The sequence below is a fragment of the Enterobacter sp. 118C5 genome, assembly GCF_034107645.1.
GTDB classification, from domain to species: domain Bacteria; phylum Pseudomonadota; class Gammaproteobacteria; order Enterobacterales; family Enterobacteriaceae; genus Enterobacter; species Enterobacter nematophilus.
The window spans coordinates 566,708-582,924 of the sequence record NZ_JAWNEU010000001.1; the positions used below are offsets into that span (position 1 = coordinate 566,708).

Genomic DNA, 16,217 nt, shown 5'->3' on the forward strand with positions numbered 1-16,217 from the left:
CCGTTTTTCACTAATGCCGCAAGGGCTAAAGTCTGTCCAACGCAAACACAAAAAGGTAAATGACATGAACACGACTCTCTCAGGAAAAATCGCATTGGTCACCGGCGGCAGCACCGGTATTGGTCTTGCCACGGCGCAGGAGCTGGCGGCTCAGGGCGCGAAGGTGTACATCACCGGGCGTCGCCAGGCCGAGCTGGACGCGGCGGTGGCAGAAATAGCTTCAACGGCCGTGGGCATTCGCGCGGACGTTTCTAAGCTTGCGGATCTGGATGCGGTCTATGCCCGGATAGCAAAAGAAGAAGGCCGTCTTGATATCCTGTTCGCCAATGCGGGTGGCGGCGATATGCTGCCGCTGGGCGCGATCACCGAAGAGCAGTTTGATCGGATTTTTGGCACCAACGTTCGCGGAGTGCTGTTCACGGTGCAGAAGGCGCTGCCGCTGTTATCCGCCGGTTCGTCGATTATTCTGACCGGCTCGACGGTGTCGATTAAGGGGACGGCCAACTTCAGCGTCTACAGCGCCAGTAAGGCCGCGGTGCGTAACTTTGCCCGTTCCTGGGCGCTGGATTTGCAGGGCCGCGGGATCCGCGTCAACGTGGTGAGCCCGGGTCCAATAAAAACGCCAGGTCTCGGCGATCTGGTGCCGGAAGAACACCGTCAGGGGCTGTACGACGCGCTGGCCGCGCAGGTACCGCTGGGGCGTTTAGGCGCGCCCGTTGAGGTGGGTAAAGCGGTGGCGTTTCTGGCCTCCGACGCGGCCAGCTTTATTAACGCCACCGAACTGTTTGTGGACGGCGGGATGGCGCAAATCTAATCCAGGCTGCGCCAGCAGCGAACGTGACGGCCCTCGCGAGAGGGCTGTAGCGGCTGGGAACGTTCACACCCCTGCGTTGCCATCGGGCAGCGGTCGCGGAAAAAACAGCCTGCGGGCAGATGTCGGTTGCCGGGAAGCTCCGTTTTGCGTAGCGCCAGCGTTTCATCCAGCGGCTCTCCGGTGCGGGGAACCGAATCGAGGAGCAGGCGGGTATAGGGATGGCGTGGCTCACTCAGCACCTGCGCGGCGCTGCCCAGCTCCACAATCTGCCCGAGATACATCACCGCCACGCGGTCGCTCATGTGCCTGACCACCGAGACGTTATGCGAGATCAGTACGAATGTCAGATTACGCTGCTGCTGTAGCGTCACCAGCAGGTTGAGGATTTGCGCCTGCACGGAGATATCCAGCGCGCTGGTGGGTTCATCGAGCACGATGATATCCGGGTCGGACGAGAGCGCCCGGGCGATGGCGATGCGCTGGCGCTGCCCGCCGGAGAAGGCGTGCGGAAGGCGGTCGAGATATTCCGGTCGAATGCCTACCTGCAGCGCCAGCTCCTCCGCCAGCCGGCGGCGCTCGCGCTCGCTGCTGCGTTTTTGCACCCACACCGGCTCGGTGATGATGCGCCAGACCGGCAGCCGCGGGTCGAGCGAGGAGAGCGGATCCTGAAATACCATCTGCATGCCGCCCGCGTGGTGCGCACGCTGGCATGCGCCGAAGCTCGGCTTAAGCATGCCCATCAGCAGCTGGGCCAGCGTGCTTTTCCCGCAGCCGGATTCCCCGACAATGCCCAGCGTTTCCCCCCGACGGATCTGGAGATCCAGCCCGTTGAGGGCATGGACCTGTTCCGTCACGCGGCCCAGCCAGTTTTTGCGCGCCGCAAAGTTCACGTGCACGCTGTCCAGTTCCAGCAGTACGTCAGACATGGTGTTTCTCCCGTTGTGGATACCAGCAGGCAGCCCGTTGTCCTTCAGCGCCAGCGGGCGCCAGGCGCGGCGTTTCGCCGCATTTTGCCCCGGCGGCAAAGCAGCGATCGCGAAAAGCGCACCCCTGCGGAAGCTGGCTGAGGTTGGGCACCGTGCCGGGGATGGCGGGAAGCAGATCGCGCGGCTGGCCGTTTTCCGGCGCGCACCGCAGCAGGCCGATGGAATAGGGATGCACAGGGCGGTGGATCAGCGTTTGCGTGGCACCGCTCTCTATCACGCTGCCCGCATACATCACGTACATTCTGTCGCAGAGCTGGGACACCACGGCCATATCATGGCTGATAAACAGCACTGAGGTGCCGCTGGCCTTCGCCTTATGCTTCAGCAAGCGCAGCACCTGGAGCTGAACGGTCACGTCCAGCGCGGTGGTAGGCTCGTCGGCGATGATCAGCTCCGGCTCGCAGGAGAAGGCAAGGGCGATCATCACCCGCTGGCGCATGCCGCCGGAGAGTTCGAACGGGTAACGCGCCATGACCTGCTTCGCGTCCGGGATTTGCATCTCTTCCAGCAGGGCGATCGCTTTCTGCTGCGCCTCGCGCCGGGAAAGCGGCTGATGCTGGCGGATCACCTCCACCATCTGTTTGCCAATCCGCCGCGTCGGGTTGAGGGCGGTCATGGGCTCCTGAAAAATCATCGCCACTTTAGCGCCGCGCCACTGGCGAAGCTGTTTCTCGGACGCCGTCAGGACGTTTTCACCCAGTAATTTCACCTGACCGTGATGAATACGGTAGCTGCCCTCCGGCAGCAGGCGCATGGCGAGCATGGCGGTAACGGATTTGCCCGACCCTGATTCGCCCACCACGCCGACAATTTCACCCCTGCCGATCTCAAGCGAAACGTGGTTCAGCGCGTGGACCTCACCGCGAAAAATCGGGAAGCTCAGATGCAGGTCTTCAATGCTTAGTACCGATTCGGTCATCACTGTTTGCCTCCTGATTTGGGATCCAGCAGATCGCGGATACCGTCGCCAAACAGGTTAAAGCCCACGGCGGTAATCAAAATCGCCGCACCGGGAAAGGCGCAGTACCACCACTGGTCCAGAACGTAGTTACGGCCCACGGCCACCATCGCGCCCCATTCGGCGGTGGGCTGCTGCGCGCCCAGGCCAATAAACCCCAGCGTGGCGGCCATCAGAATGGCGCTGCCGATATCCAGCGACGCCTGCACGATCAGCGGCGGCAGGGCGTTGCGCAGGATATGCCAGCGGATCAAATGCCAGCGGGACGCGCCAAACGTGCGGGCGGCCTGAACGTAGGTGAACTGACGCACCACCAGAGTTTGCCCGCGCGCCAGCCGCACGTAGAAGGGTATGCGGACAATCGCAATCGCCAGCATGGCGTTAAACAGGCTCGGACCGAGCGCGGCGGCCAGCGCCATGGTCAGCACCAGAGAGGGAATGGAGAGCATAATGTCCATCACCCGCATGATGACGGCGTCGCCGCGCCCGCCCAGGACGCCGGACAAACAGCCCAGCAGCGAGCCAATGCCGCCCGCAATCACCACCACCGCCAGCCCGGCGGTAATCGACTGCTGGCTGCCCGCCAGCACGCGGCTGAACAGGTCGCGTCCCACCTCATCGGTACCAAACCAGTGCTGCGCAGACGGCGCCTGCAGGCGGGCGGTCAGGTCCAGCGCGTTCGGGTCATGCGGCACTATCCACGGCGAGGCCACCATCAGGAAGAGCATCGCGATCATAATGACGCCGCCAACGATCGTGAGCGGGCTTTGGCGCAGCATCCAGAACAGCTTTGCCCAGTTGACGCGTTGTCTGGCGGTTTTCACCGGGACGGGCGTTTCCTGCGTTAACATCATTCGGCACCTCCGCGCCCGATTCGCGGGTCAATCCACAGGTAAAGCAGATCGACCACCAGATTAACCAGCACGTAGGCCAGCGAAACGACGACCGCAAAGCCCATCACCGCCGGGAAGTCCAGCGCCTGAATGGACGTCACCACCCAGGCGCCCATTCCCGGCCAGGCAAAAACGGTTTCGGTCAGCACGGCGCCGTAAAGCAGATCGCCCAGCGCCAGCCCGAGTACGGTGATGGACGGGATCATGGCATTCGGCAGGGCGTAGCGCAGGACGATGTACCAGCCGGGCAGGCCGCTGGCGCGGGCGGTGCGGATGTAGTCCTCGCTGAGCTGCTCCAGCATCGCCGAGCGCACCTGGCGCGCCACGATGCCCAGGTGAACAAACGCCAGCGTCAGCGAGGGTAAAATCAGGTGCTGCAGCGCGTTGAAAAAGACCTCACCGTTGCCCTCCAGCAGCGCGTCCAGCAGATAAAACCCGGTGACGTGGGTCGGCGGATCGAGCCAGTCATCCAGCCTGCCGCCGCCCGGCAGGATCTGCAGGTGCCCGTAGAACAGGACAATCACGCCCAGCCCAAGCCAGAACGCTGGCGTGGAGATCCCGGTCATCGCCATTAAACGCACCAGGTGATCCAGCCAGCGGTTGCGGTACACCGCCGACAAAATCCCCAGCGGCACGCCGATGACCAGCGCCAGCAGCAGGGAACAAAAGGCCAGCTCCAGCGTGGCGGGGAAAAAGGCCTTCAGGTCTTCCGCAACCGGGCGTCCGGTACGGATGGACGTGCCTAAATCACCGTGGGCCAGGGCATCCACGTAGCGGCCAAACTGAACGTACAGAGGTCGATCCAGCCCTAACTGCTGGCGGATGTTCTGCACGATTTCGTCGCTGGCGCGGTCGCCCGCCAGCAGACGCGCCGGGTCGCCGGGGATCATGTGTGAAATAATAAAGGTAATGATACAGACACCGGCCACCACCAGGAGTAACCCCCAGCAGCGCTGGCGCACTATGCTCCAGAACGTCATACGCTTTCCCCCGGCGAGAACCGTTATTTACTCATGGTGGCGATGTTGAACACCTGCTCCAGCATCGGATTAAAGGTGAAGCCTTTGACCTCTTTGTTCATCGCCAGCTGGTAGTTCTTCTGGAACAGATAGACGTAGGCCGCTTCGTCAATCACCACCTTTTGCGCCTGCTGGTAATCTTTGGTGCGTTCCGCCTGGTCGGTGGTTTTCAGCGCGGCCTGCAGCAGCGAATCCACCTCTTTGTTCTCATAGAACGAGCGGTTGCCCGGCAGCCCCTTTTTGTCCGATTCGAACCAGTAGTTCATGAACATGTACGGGTCGGCAAAGTCCGGGCTCCAGTTGCCGATGGCAATGTCGTAATCGCCTTTTCCGACGCGGTCGCGCATGGTGGCATTGGCCAGTTTTTCCAGCTTGACGTTAATGCCGATCTTGCCGAGGCTCGCCTGAGTGGAGAGGGCGATAGGCTCCCAGTTTGGGTCGTTGTCCGAGTAGAGGAAGGTCAGGCTGGCGGGCTTGTCCTTGACCTTCTCCAGCGCCGCTTTGGCTTTGGCCTCGTCGAAGCTGTACTGCATGGCCGCGGCGTCAAAGCCCCACATGCCTTCCGGGATCGGGCCGCGCATCTGCTTGCCGTTGCCGCTCAGAATGCCTTTCACCATCCCCTGGTAGTCCGTCGCCCAGGAGATGGCCCGGCGTAAATCCACCTGATTGAGCGGCGCTTTGCTGTTGTTGAGGTAGAGATAGGTCACGCGCAGGGAGGGGTATTCCGCGACGGCGACTTTGCCTTCCTGCTTCAGGGCCGAAAGCTGATCGACCGGCAGGGAGTCGGCGATGTCCAGATCGCCGCGAGAAAGCTGCAGTCGGCGCGAGGCGCTCTCGCCGATAATCTTCACCGAGACGCGCTTAAAGTGCGGCTTTCCGCCCGGCCAGTGGGGGTTCGGCACCAGGATCAGCTGCTGGCCTTTCTGCCAGCTTTTCAGCATAAACGGCCCGGAGCCGGCGGTGTTTTGCGCCAGAAAACCGCGCGCGTCGTCCGCGGCATTGGCCTTCAGCACCGCCGGGTTAATGATGGACGCCCCGTCGTTTGCCAGCGTGTAGAGGAAAGGCGCGAACGGCTGGCTGAGGGTGAATTTCACCGTATGGTCATCCACGGCATCAATTTTCAGATCTTTCGGGAAGGCTTCAGACGGCCCCTGGCCGAGCTTCAGCAGGCGCTCAAAGGAGAGCTTGACCGCCTCGGCGGTGACCGGCGTACCGTCGGAGAATTTGGCGTTATCCGCCAGGGTAAATGTCCACTCTTTCTGGTCGTCGGACGCCTTCCAGCCCGTCGACAGATCGCCTTCCACCTCGGTAGAGCCGGGCTTGTACTTAACCAGGCGCTGGTAGGACGGGTAGGTGACGGTCCAGTCGTTGTTATCAATGGTGATGGCCGGGTCGAGCGTTTGCGGATCGGCGGCTTTACCGATTGCGAGCATGTCTTTCGGAACGGCGGCCAGCGCCAGCGGGGCGCTCAACGCCAGCGTGGCGGCGATTACGGTCGTGAGAAGCGATGTTTTCATGGCAGTGCTCCAGGTTAAAGAGAGGTGTGCGTCAGGGGAAAACAGGCAAAACGGTCTTCCAGCAGCGGGTAGCTGGCGGCGTTCGGCAGTTCGAAGTGCCACCATTCGCTGCTAATCCCCACAAAGCCGCCGCCGAACATGATGGCGTTCAGCAGCAGACGGTTGCGCTGGGCGTGCGGCGGTACGGAGGGGTGATACGGATGCGAGCGGTCATGCATTTCGTCAAAGCCGGCGCCCATATCCAGCACGGCGTTATGCTCGTCCATCAGGGTGACGTCGATGGCTGTCCCGCGGCTGTGGTTGGAGCCAATCGCCACGTCGACGACATATTCCGGGTTCGGGCAGGCGTCCAAGAGCTGGGCCTGCGCCTGCTGCGGCCGGTAGGCGTCATACACCACCAGCTTCAGCCCGGCCAGCGCGGCAATGCTGATGGCTTTTGCCAGCGCGGTGGCGGCGTCGGTATGCAGCAGGCACAGCGCCTCCTGATAGATCGGCCTGCCGGTGATGTTGTCGGCGGTGGCATACTTCAGATCGATATGCAGCGTGGGAAACGTCTTCGCCACATCAATCAGTTCACTCTCATCGGGCATAGCTCCGCTCCTTTAGCGTTCGAATTGACCAAACTCTTGTTGTAATTGTCGGTTGACCGCCAGACGCGCCGGGAGCGCATCACCCAGCGTTTCCACCACGCCCGACAGCAGCAGGTTGAACAGACAGCTCACGGGGGCAAGTGAATCCCAGAAATGACCGGTGTCGGTTTTCACCTGCAGTAAATCCATCGGATAATCCCGCGCCCACGGGCACCAGATGTCGGTGATTAAGGCCAGCGGGATCCCTTTCTCGCTGGCCACGCGGCAGTACTGGCGGGCCATCGCGGAGTAGGTGCGCGTATCGGTCAGCACAACGTAGGGGTGCGAAAACCCGGAGTTGAGGGATTCCACCCAGCTGCCGGAAGCGCCCTCGGAATAGCTCACGCGCGGGCGAAGGTACTCCAGGTGGCTGAAGAAGGCGTTGGCGATCCCGCGCGTGGACTGGATCCCCAGCACAAATACCGCGTCGGCGTGGGCGAGGTTGTGCACCACCTGACGGAAGGCGTCCGTTTGCGCCAGCTGATACACCTGCGTGATGGCGTCCACCTCCAGCGACAGGGCGTGCTGAAGGCGGTTGGGCAGGGGGCGCTGCTGCTGCCAGGAGTCCAGCCGCTCGTTCATGCCCCAGGGCTGGTACGGTTCGCGCAGGCTCTTTTTGGCATCTTCCAGGTTGCGGTACCCCAGCTTGCGCAGGAAGCGTCCGACGGTGATCCCGCTGGTCCCGCTCGCCAGACCGACGCTCTCCGCCGTTTCAAACGGGATTTGCGCGGCGTGCGCCAGCAGCCAGCTTCCGACCCGCTTTTCGCTGGGGGTGAGCTGGCTGAACGTCGCTTCTATACGGCTCAACATCTCGGGTTTCGTCGTCATACCGCCTCGCTGTTAACTGGCTGTCAAAAGCAGGATTTGTGTTACCGGGTTAACAATGCATGACGCGTGCCATGTTCACAGTGCGGTCAAAATCCGCCGTGCTGTAATTTTCGCGCAATATTTGGTTAACCGATGATCAACATTTGTGCAGCGTAGTTCACTTTTGGTGCAGTAGCTGACGCGGCAGGTATGAATTAGGTGAATACGTCAGCGCGTTCACATTTTTGATAAGATAGAAGCATTGTGAACATAAAAGGGATCCCGGCATGGCGAATTTGCCCTGGCGAATCAGCGTGCGCCTGGCGGCGCTGGCAAAGAAAACAGGGATGGTCGTGGGGATCGTCCTGGTCGTCCTGCTGGCGGTGCGGGTCTATCTCTCGCAGCAGGGGCCGGAGCTGCACCTCTGGCACACCTGGCGGGCGGACGAGATGTCCGTGCGTGAACTCGATAAGGCCAACTTTGCCGGGTATGTCGCCCGGGAAAACGCCATTTTCGCCGAGCTTGACAGGGCGGTGACGGCGAAAACAGAGGGCGAGGAACAAACGCCGCTAAACCGCTATTATCGCCAAAGCCTGGTGTGGCCGGGGCAGTTTACGCCCGATGCCAACCGCTCCTTCGTGCTGATGCCGAACGGGAAGCCGCGCGGCGCGGTGGTATTGCTGCACGGGCTGACGGACTCGCCTTACAGCGTCAGGCACCTTGCCGAAAATTATCAGCAGCACGGCTTTGTGGCCGTGGTTCCGCGCCTGCCAGGACACGGCACCGCGCCCGGCGCGCTGACGGACGTTGACTGGGAGATGTGGCTCGCCGCAGCGCGTCTTGCCGTGCGGGAAGCCACGCGCCTGGCGGGAGAGAACGTGCCTCTGCATCTGGTGGGGTACTCCAACGGCGGGGCGCTGGCGATGAAATATGCTCTCGATGCGCTGGATTCCTCTTCGCTTCGTCGGCCGCAGCAGGTAATCCTGCTCTCACCGATGATTGGCGTGACGTCCTTTGCGCGCTTTGCCGGTTTTGCAGGGCTACCAGCGCTGCTGCCGGCGTTTGCCAAAGCGGCGTGGCTGAATATCTCTCCGGAATATAACCCGTATAAATACAACTCCTTCCCGGTGAACGCCGCCCGCCAGTCGTGGCTGCTGACGAAGGCCCTGCAGGAACAGATTGGCCGCGAGGCGCGGGAGAACAGGCTGGCGAATTTGCCCCCGGTACTGGCGTTCCAGTCGGTCATGGATTCTACGGTCAGCACCCGTGCGGTGGTGAGCGGCCTGTTTGACCAGCTTCCGGCAAACGGCAGCGAGCTGGTGGTGTTTGACATCAACCAGGCGGCGAGCTTCCGCCCGCTGTTCAAGCCGTCGTCGTGGACGGCAACCTCGGCGCTCCTGCCGGTTGCCGAGAGGCGTTACAGTGTCACGATTATCACCAATGCCAGCGAGCACAGTTTCTCGACGGTGGCGAAAACAACCCCGGCAGGCAGCACGCGGGAGACGGTTGTGCCGCTTGCGCAGGCCTGGCCGCAGGATGTTTATTCGCTGTCGCACGTTGCCGTGCCGTTTCCGCCGAATGACGATCTCTACGGTCGCGAGCCTGGCGTGAAAAACCGCTACGGGATAAGCCTGGGGACGATTGCGCTGTGGGGAGAGACGTCCGTGCTGAGCGTTGGCAAAGAGGCGCTGATGAGGGTCACCTCAAACCCTTTTTATGGCTATATGCAGGAGAGGATTAACAGCCGAATCGGGGTTGAGAAAAAGTAACGTTCCCTTGTGGCGTGAATGTGTTAGGTCGCATTGTTAAAGTATGTTAAACAGTAGCTTCAATGCACCGCTCTTTCTCATCGGAACACCCTATTGTGCTGACCACGCTGATTTACCGAAGCCAGTTGAAATTATCCTGTCAGTCCTCCGCGCTGAGGGAGCTGGTGGAGCACGCCCGGATCCGCAATGCCAGTCTGAATATCACCGGGGTTCTGCTCGCAAAAGGCACTGACGTGCTGCAAATACTCGAAGGTTCTGAAGAGAGCGTGGTTAAGCTGTTCCATAAAATCCGCAATGACAAGCGGCACGGCGGGGTGGTTGAACTGATGCGGGATTACGGCCCGCGCAGGCGTTTTGAAAATGTCGGCATGCTGCTGTTCGATCTGCAGACGCAGTCATCGAAAGAGGTTCTGCAGTCGGTTTTGCATTACAGCAAGCTGGACAGCTATCTGACATCTGATGACCGGGTGTTCAAATTTATACAGACGTTTATTACGGGCAAACGTCCGGCTCCGTCGGGGGGACGCTACGATCCGGCAAAATGGACGCTCTCAACGGAAACTTTACCGCTGGGAGAAAGCCTGGGCCTGCTTGTCAGCCAGCACTGCCAGTTTGCGCTTCAGCCCATTATTGAGCCCTCGGAAGGTAAGATCAGCTCCTTTGAAGCTCTTATCCGCGGCAATGATGGCGGCAGCCCGGAACATTTCTTCAGCGCCCTGGACCCGGCCAAAATCTATGAAGTCGATCTCCAGACGAAAGCGTATGCCTTCGCGCTGGCGCAAAAGCTGGGGATTGGCAGCCATAAAATTGCGGTCAATCTGCTGCCGATGTCGCTGGTGAACGTCCCGGGCGCGGTGGCGTTTCTGGTCGATCAGATTAAACAGCATGGGCTTCAGCCGGAGCAGGTGGTCGTTGAAATCACTGAAAACGAGATGATATCCGGGCTTAACCAGTTCAACAGCGCCATTAAACAGCTACGCGCCGAGGGCGTGGGGCTGGCGATTGATGATTTCGGTTCCGGCTATGCCGGACTTTCGCTGCTGACCCGCTTCCAGCCGGATAAAATCAAAATCGACCGCGAAATCATCAGCGACATCCACCTCAGCGGCCCGAAGCAGGCGATTGTGCGCTCCATCATCAGCTGCTGCTCCGATCTTGAAATTACCCTGGTGGCCGAGGGGATCGAGAAAATAGAGGAGTGGTGCTGGCTCGAATCTGCCGGGATCCGCCGCTTCCAGGGCTTCCTGTTTGCCCGTCCGCAGCTTAACGGCGTCGGCGATATTCGCTGGCCACATCTGATGCGTTAGGCAATTTTCCTCCCGCGTTATTTCCCCTTAGCCCCGCCTGTGCTTAAATAGCTAAAACGGTTTAACATGGTTTAGCTGAGAGGATCACATGGAAAAAATCTGGGTAATTGGCGATGCGGTGGTGGATTTATTGCCCGATGGCGAAGGGAGACTACTGCAGTGCCCCGGCGGTGCACCGGCAAACGTCGCGGTGGGCATTGCCCGGCTGGGGGGCAAAAGCGCGTTTATCGGCAGGGTTGGCGACGATCCTTTCGGGCGCTTTATGGCGAAAACGCTCGCTGACGAGCGGGTTGACGTGAAGCATATGCGCCTTGACCCGGCGCATCGTACCTCTACGGTGGTGGTGGATCTGGACGACCACGGCGAACGCTCGTTTACCTTCATGGTACGCCCGAGCGCCGATCTGTTTCTTGAACCCGCCGACCTGCCGACCTTCAGCGCGGGCGAGTGGCTGCACGTCTGTTCCATCGCGCTAAGCGCTGAGCCGAGCCGCTCGGCGACCTTTCAGGCGATGGACGCCATCCGGCAAGCGGGCGGTTACGTGAGCTTTGACCCCAATATTCGCCCGGATCTCTGGCCGGATGAAAACGCGCTGCGTCGCTGCCTGGAACAGGCCCTGCAAAGCGCCGACGTGGTCAAGCTCTCCGCTGAGGAACTGACTTTTTTAACCGGCGATGCGGATGTACAAGACGGACTGAACGCGCTGATGCAGCGCTGCCCGGCGCGACTGGTGCTGGTCACACAGGGAAAAGCGGGCGTTATCGCCTGGCATCAGGGCGAGGTGAAGCACTATCCGGCCACCCCTGTGCAATGCGTCGATACCACCGGCGCGGGGGATGCCTTCGTCGCCGGGCTGCTCTACGGGCTGGCCGCCGGTCAGGAGCTGGTTCCGGTAATCGCCTTAGCCCAGCGCTGCGGGGCGTTAGCCACCACGGCAAAGGGGGCAATGACCGCGTTACCATGGCAGCAGGATCTGTAATTTATTCCTTCAAGGGCCGCCGTCCGGCGGCCTGAATTGTCGCCCCGATCACACTTACTAAAACGGTTTAGCAAAAAAGATTGCCGATCCAAAATTCACAGGTTTAGTATCAGCAACCTAAACCGGTTTAGCAATTTAGCACATTCGATTAATACTTTTAGGGATGCGACAAAATGTATAAAAAACGCAGACTTGCCGTGATGATAGGCATGCTGGCCGGCAGTACCTCTGTTTTTGCCCAGACGGATATGACAAGCATTGAAGCGCGCCTTGCCGCGATGGAGCAGCGCCTTCAGGCTGCTGAAGCGCGTGCGCAGAGCGCTGAAAAACGCGCCACCGAAGCCGAACAAAAAACGCAGCAGCTGGTCGCCGCCCAACAGCAGACGCAAAGCACAACCCAGGCGGTGGCGCAGCGTACTGCCGCGCTGGAGAAAAAAGCGGACCAGAGCAGCGGGTTTGAGTTCCACGGCTACGCCCGTTCCGGCCTGCTGATGAACGACGCGGCCTCCAGCAGCAAAAGCGGCCCGTACCTGACGCCAGCCGGGGAAACCGGCGGTGCGGTAGGGCGTCTGGGTAACGAAGCCGACACCTACGTCGAGCTGAACCTGGAGCACAAGCAAACCCTGGATAACGGGGCGACCACGCGCTTCAAGGCGATGCTGGCCGACGGTCAGCGAACCTATAACGACTGGTCAGCCGACACCAGCGATCTCAATATTCGCCAGGCCTTTGCGGAGCTGGGCAACCTGCCTGATTTTACCGGCGCGCTGAAGGGCAGCACCTTCTGGGCGGGTAAACGCTTCGATCGCGATAACTTTGACATTCACTGGCTGGATTCCGACGTGGTGTTCCTGGCCGGTACCGGCGGCGGGGTCTACGACGTGAAGTGGAACGATTCGCTGCGCAGCAACTTCTCGATCTACGGCCGTAACTTCGGCAGCGTGGAGCAGACCGACAATAACGTCCAGAACTATATCCTCACCATGAACCACTTCGCCGGACCGTTCCAGCTGATGGTGAGCGGCCTGCGGGCGAAGGATAACGACGATCGGAAAGACGCTAACGGCGATCTCATCAAAACCGACGCGGCCAATAACGGCGTTCATGCCCTGGTGGGGCTGCACAACGAGAGCTTCTACGGCCTGCGGGAAGGGAGTGCCAAAACGGCATTGCTGTACGGTCACGGCCTGGGGGCAGAAGTTAAGAGCATCGGTTCCGACGGGGCGCTGCTCTCTGATGCCGATACCTGGCGCTTTGCAAGTTACGGTGTCACGCCTGTTGGCGGTGGCTGGAGCATCGCGCCTGCCGTGCTGGCGCAGAGCAGTAAAGATCGCTACGTCAAGGGTGACAGCTATGAGTGGGTAACGCTCAATACCCGCCTGATTAAAGAGGTGACCCAGAACTTCGCCCTGGCGTTTGAGGGAAGCTATCAGTACATGGATTTAAATCCGGAAGGCTATAAGGAGCGTAACGCCGTTAACGGCAGTTTCTACAAGCTGACCTTTGCGCCAACGCTAAAAGCGAGCAAAATCGGCGATTTCTTCAGCCGCCCGGAGCTGCGCCTGTTTGCCACCTGGATGGACTGGAGCAGCAAACTGGATAATTACGCCAGCGATGATGCCTTTGGCAGCAGCGGCTTCAACGCCGGCGGGGAATGGAACTTTGGGGTCCAGATGGAAACCTGGTTTTAACCCATCACGCTCCCGCCCGGCGGGGGCGTTTCGCACATCATAAAAAGAAGTCAGGCAGAGGTATCTATGGATGTTAATCAAATCGCCCGCGAGCTTATTCCGCTGCTGGGCGGCAAGGAAAATATCGCCAGCGCGGCGCACTGCGCTACGCGTCTTCGTCTGGTGCTGGTCGACGACGCGCTTGCCGATCGGCAGGCGATTGGCAAGGTCGAGGGCGTGAAGGGCTGTTTTCATAACGCCGGGCAGATGCAGGTGATTTTCGGCACGGGCGTGGTGAATAAAGTCTACGCCGCGTTTATTCAGGCGGCGGGGATTAGCGAGTCCAGCAAGTCTGAAGCCGCAGATCTGGCGGCGCGCAAGCTAAACCCGTTCCAGCGCATTGCGCGTCTGCTCTCCAATATCTTCGTTCCGATCATTCCCGCCATTGTGGCGTCCGGCCTGCTGATGGGCCTGCTCGGGATGGTGAAAACCTACGGCTGGGTCAATGCGGATAACGCCCTCTACATCATGCTGGACATGTGCAGTTCGGCGGCGTTTATCATTCTGCCTATTCTGATTGGCTTCACGGCCGCGCGGGAATTTGGCGGCAACCCGTATCTGGGTGCGACGCTGGGGGGCATTCTGACCCACCCGGCGCTGACCAACGCCTGGGGCGTGGCCTCCGGCTTCCACACCATGAACTTCTTCGGTCTCGAGATCGCGATGATTGGCTATCAGGGCACGGTATTCCCGGTGCTGCTGGCCGTCTGGTTTATGAGCATCGTCGAGAAAAACCTGCGCCGCGCGATCCCGGACGCCCTGGATCTGATTTTGACGCCGTTCCTCACCGTCGTTATCTCCGGCTTTATCGCCTTGCTGATTATCGGCCCGGCAGGGCGCGCGCTGGGCGACGGCATCTCCTTTATCCTCAGCACGCTGATTGAACACGCGGGCTGGCTGGCCGGGCTGCTGTTCGGCGGCCTGTACTCGGTGATTGTGATCACCGGTATTCACCACAGCTTCCACGCGATTGAAGCCGGGCTGCTGGGTAACCCGTCCATTGGCGTGAACTTCCTGCTGCCGATCTGGGCCATGGCGAACGTGGCGCAGGGCGGCGCATGTCTTGCGGTGTGGTTCAAAACCAAAGATGCCAAAATCAAAGCCATTACCTTACCGTCGGCGTTCTCTGCGATGCTGGGCATCACCGAAGCGGCCATTTTTGGTATCAACCTGCGCTTCGTAAAACCGTTTATCGCCGCGCTGATCGGCGGCGCGGCGGGCGGGGCCTGGGTGGTCTCAGTCCATGTCTACATGACCGCCGTCGGGCTGACCGCCATTCCGGGCATGGCCATCGTGCAGGCCAGCTCGCTGCTCAACTATATTATCGGCATGGTGATCGCCTTCGGCGTGGCGTTTACCGTCTCGCTGCTGCTGAAATATAAAACGGACTCTGAATAATGACGTTACCTTACCGCTGGCCTGCGATCCTGCAGGCCGTTATGAAAGGGCAGCCGCGGGCGCTGGCGGATAGCCACTACCCGCAGTGGCACCCCGCGCCGGTGACGGGTCTGATGAACGACCCGAACGGATTTATCTGGTTTGCCGGACGCTACCATCTGTTTTATCAGTGGAACCCGCTGGGCTGCGAGCATCGCTTTAAATGCTGGGGGCACTGGAGCTCTGCGGACCTGGTGCACTGGCAGCATGAGCCGCTGGCGCTGATGCCCGATGAAGAGTATGACCGCAACGGCTGCTACTCCGGTAGCGCCGTGGACAACCAGGGCGTCCTGACGCTGTGCTACACCGGCAACGTTAAGTTTGATGACGGCAGCCGCACCGCCTGGCAGTGCCTGGCGGAGGAACAGGCGGACGGAACCTTTAAGAAGCTGGGGCCGGCCCTGGCGCTGCCGGAAGGCTACACCGGCCACGTGCGCGACCCGAAGGTGTGGCAACACGACGGGGAGTGGTACATGGTGCTCGGCGCGCAGGATGTGCAAAAGCGCGGCAAGGTGCTGCTGTTTAAATCAGCCGATTTGCACGCCTGGGCATCCTGCGGGGAGATCGCCGGTCACGGGGTCAACGGCCTGACGGAAGCGGGGTATATGTGGGAGTGTCCTGACCTGTTCGCCCTCGACGGAACGCACGTGCTGATCTGCTGCCCGCAGGGGCTGGCGCGCGAGCCGCATCGCTACCTCAACACCTATCCGGCCACCTGGATGAGCGGGGCGTTTGACTATGCCAGCGCCGCATTCGATCACGGCGATCTGCACGAGCTGGACGCGGGATTTGAGTTCTACGCCCCGCAAACCGCGTTAGCAGAAGATGGACGCCGCATTCTGATCGGCTGGATGGGCGTTCCGGACGGGGAAGAGATGCTTCAGCCCACGCGGGCGCACGGCTGGATGCACCAGATGACCTGCCCGCGCGAACTTCGCTTTCGCGACGGCAGGCTCTGGCAGACCCCGGCGCGCGAGCTGGCGGCGCTGCGCGAAGATGAGCAGCGCTGGCAGGGACGCGCCAGCGAGGCGCCGGAACTGGACGCGGCGCGCCTGGAGTTTGAGCTGGGCGCATCGCAGGTGAATGTCGATTTCGCGGGCGCGCTGCGCCTCACGGTCGATGAGCAGGGCGTGCGCTTGGAACGCGCCAGCCTGAAAACCGGTGAAACGTTGACCCGCTACTGGCTGGGCGACGTCCGTCATTTACGCGTTCTGTGCGACCGCTCCAGCGTCGAAATTTTCATCAATCACGGCGAAGGGGTGATGAGCAGCCGCTATTTTCCTGACCATCCGGCCCGGGTGCGATTCGAAGGTGCGTCCGACATCACATTACGCTACTGGTCGCTGCGCGCCTGCATGATAGAATGAGGGTT

At 60.8% G+C, this 16,217-nt stretch carries 14 protein-coding genes; 7 read left to right on the forward strand and 7 right to left on the reverse strand.

Translation table 11 applies throughout. The features are described from left to right. The first annotated feature begins 64 nt into the window (after positions 1 to 64). Entirely contained in the window at positions 65 to 814 is a 750-nt protein-coding gene (locus tag UTO39_RS02675) for an SDR family NAD(P)-dependent oxidoreductase (protein ID WP_061098150.1), read from the forward strand. Here the strand turns inward: UTO39_RS02675 and UTO39_RS02680 are convergent. From UTO39_RS02680 to UTO39_RS02710, 7 genes are read right to left on the reverse strand one after another with little or no spacing between them, the layout of a single operon-like run. Next, positions 811 to 1,740, reverse strand: coding sequence for an ABC transporter ATP-binding protein (locus UTO39_RS02680; protein WP_320726385.1), 930 nt, complete (start codon positions 1,738 to 1,740; stop codon positions 811 to 813). The genes UTO39_RS02675 and UTO39_RS02680 overlap by 4 nt on opposite strands. Next, positions 1,733 to 2,719, reverse strand: coding sequence for an ABC transporter ATP-binding protein (locus UTO39_RS02685; RefSeq protein ID WP_320726386.1), 987 nt, complete (start codon positions 2,717 to 2,719; stop codon positions 1,733 to 1,735). Before UTO39_RS02685 ends, UTO39_RS02680 begins: the two co-directional genes overlap by 8 nt. Next, on the reverse strand, positions 2,719 to 3,612 hold the full coding sequence (gene ddpC, locus UTO39_RS02690; RefSeq protein ID WP_151413706.1) for a D,D-dipeptide ABC transporter permease: 894 nt from the start codon (positions 3,610 to 3,612) through the stop codon (positions 2,719 to 2,721). The genes UTO39_RS02685 and ddpC overlap by 1 nt, the downstream gene beginning before the upstream one ends. Next, a complete protein-coding gene (locus tag UTO39_RS02695; RefSeq protein ID WP_041909885.1) occupies positions 3,609 to 4,631 on the reverse strand; it encodes an ABC transporter permease in 1,023 nt (340 codons plus the stop codon). Before UTO39_RS02695 ends, ddpC begins: the two co-directional genes overlap by 4 nt. A gap of 23 nt (positions 4,632 to 4,654) precedes the next feature. Beyond that, positions 4,655 to 6,187 (reverse strand): ABC transporter substrate-binding protein, encoded by a 1,533-nt coding sequence (locus UTO39_RS02700; protein WP_320726387.1) that lies wholly within the window; start codon positions 6,185 to 6,187, stop codon positions 4,655 to 4,657. A 14-nt stretch (positions 6,188 to 6,201) separates the two neighbouring features. Next, complete coding sequence (gene ddpX, locus UTO39_RS02705; RefSeq protein ID WP_320726388.1) at positions 6,202 to 6,777, reverse strand: D-alanyl-D-alanine dipeptidase; 576 nt, start codon at positions 6,775 to 6,777, stop codon at positions 6,202 to 6,204. A gap of 12 nt (positions 6,778 to 6,789) precedes the next feature. Next, a complete protein-coding gene (locus tag UTO39_RS02710) occupies positions 6,790 to 7,644 on the reverse strand; it encodes a MurR/RpiR family transcriptional regulator (RefSeq protein ID WP_320726389.1) in 855 nt (284 codons plus the stop codon). 266 nt (positions 7,645 to 7,910) lie between these two features. On the opposite strand from UTO39_RS02710, the gene UTO39_RS02715 reads away from it, so the two are divergent. The 6 genes from UTO39_RS02715 (at position 7,911) to UTO39_RS02740 (ending at position 16,212) form a co-directional block, all read left to right on the forward strand. Then, a complete protein-coding gene (locus tag UTO39_RS02715) occupies positions 7,911 to 9,392 on the forward strand; it encodes an alpha/beta hydrolase (protein WP_320726390.1) in 1,482 nt (493 codons plus the stop codon). Between the two features lie 95 nt (positions 9,393 to 9,487). Further along, entirely contained in the window at positions 9,488 to 10,699 is a 1,212-nt protein-coding gene (locus UTO39_RS02720) for a diguanylate phosphodiesterase (protein WP_266178617.1), read from the forward strand. An 88-nt stretch (positions 10,700 to 10,787) separates the two neighbouring features. Further along, positions 10,788 to 11,678, forward strand: a complete 891-nt coding sequence (locus tag UTO39_RS02725; protein ID WP_320726391.1) for an aminoimidazole riboside kinase — start codon at positions 10,788 to 10,790, stop codon at positions 11,676 to 11,678. Between the two features lie 173 nt (positions 11,679 to 11,851). Then, positions 11,852 to 13,369: a carbohydrate porin gene (locus UTO39_RS02730; RefSeq protein ID WP_320726392.1), complete on the forward strand. Its 1,518-nt coding sequence runs from the start codon at positions 11,852 to 11,854 to the stop codon at positions 13,367 to 13,369. 66 nt (positions 13,370 to 13,435) lie between these two features. Continuing rightward, a complete protein-coding gene (locus UTO39_RS02735; protein ID WP_253542052.1) occupies positions 13,436 to 14,806 on the forward strand; it encodes a sucrose-specific PTS transporter subunit IIBC in 1,371 nt (456 codons plus the stop codon). Continuing rightward, complete coding sequence (locus UTO39_RS02740) at positions 14,806 to 16,212, forward strand: sucrose-6-phosphate hydrolase (RefSeq protein WP_320726393.1); 1,407 nt, start codon at positions 14,806 to 14,808, stop codon at positions 16,210 to 16,212. The genes UTO39_RS02735 and UTO39_RS02740 overlap by 1 nt, the downstream gene beginning before the upstream one ends. The last annotated feature ends 5 nt before the right edge of the window (positions 16,213 to 16,217 follow it).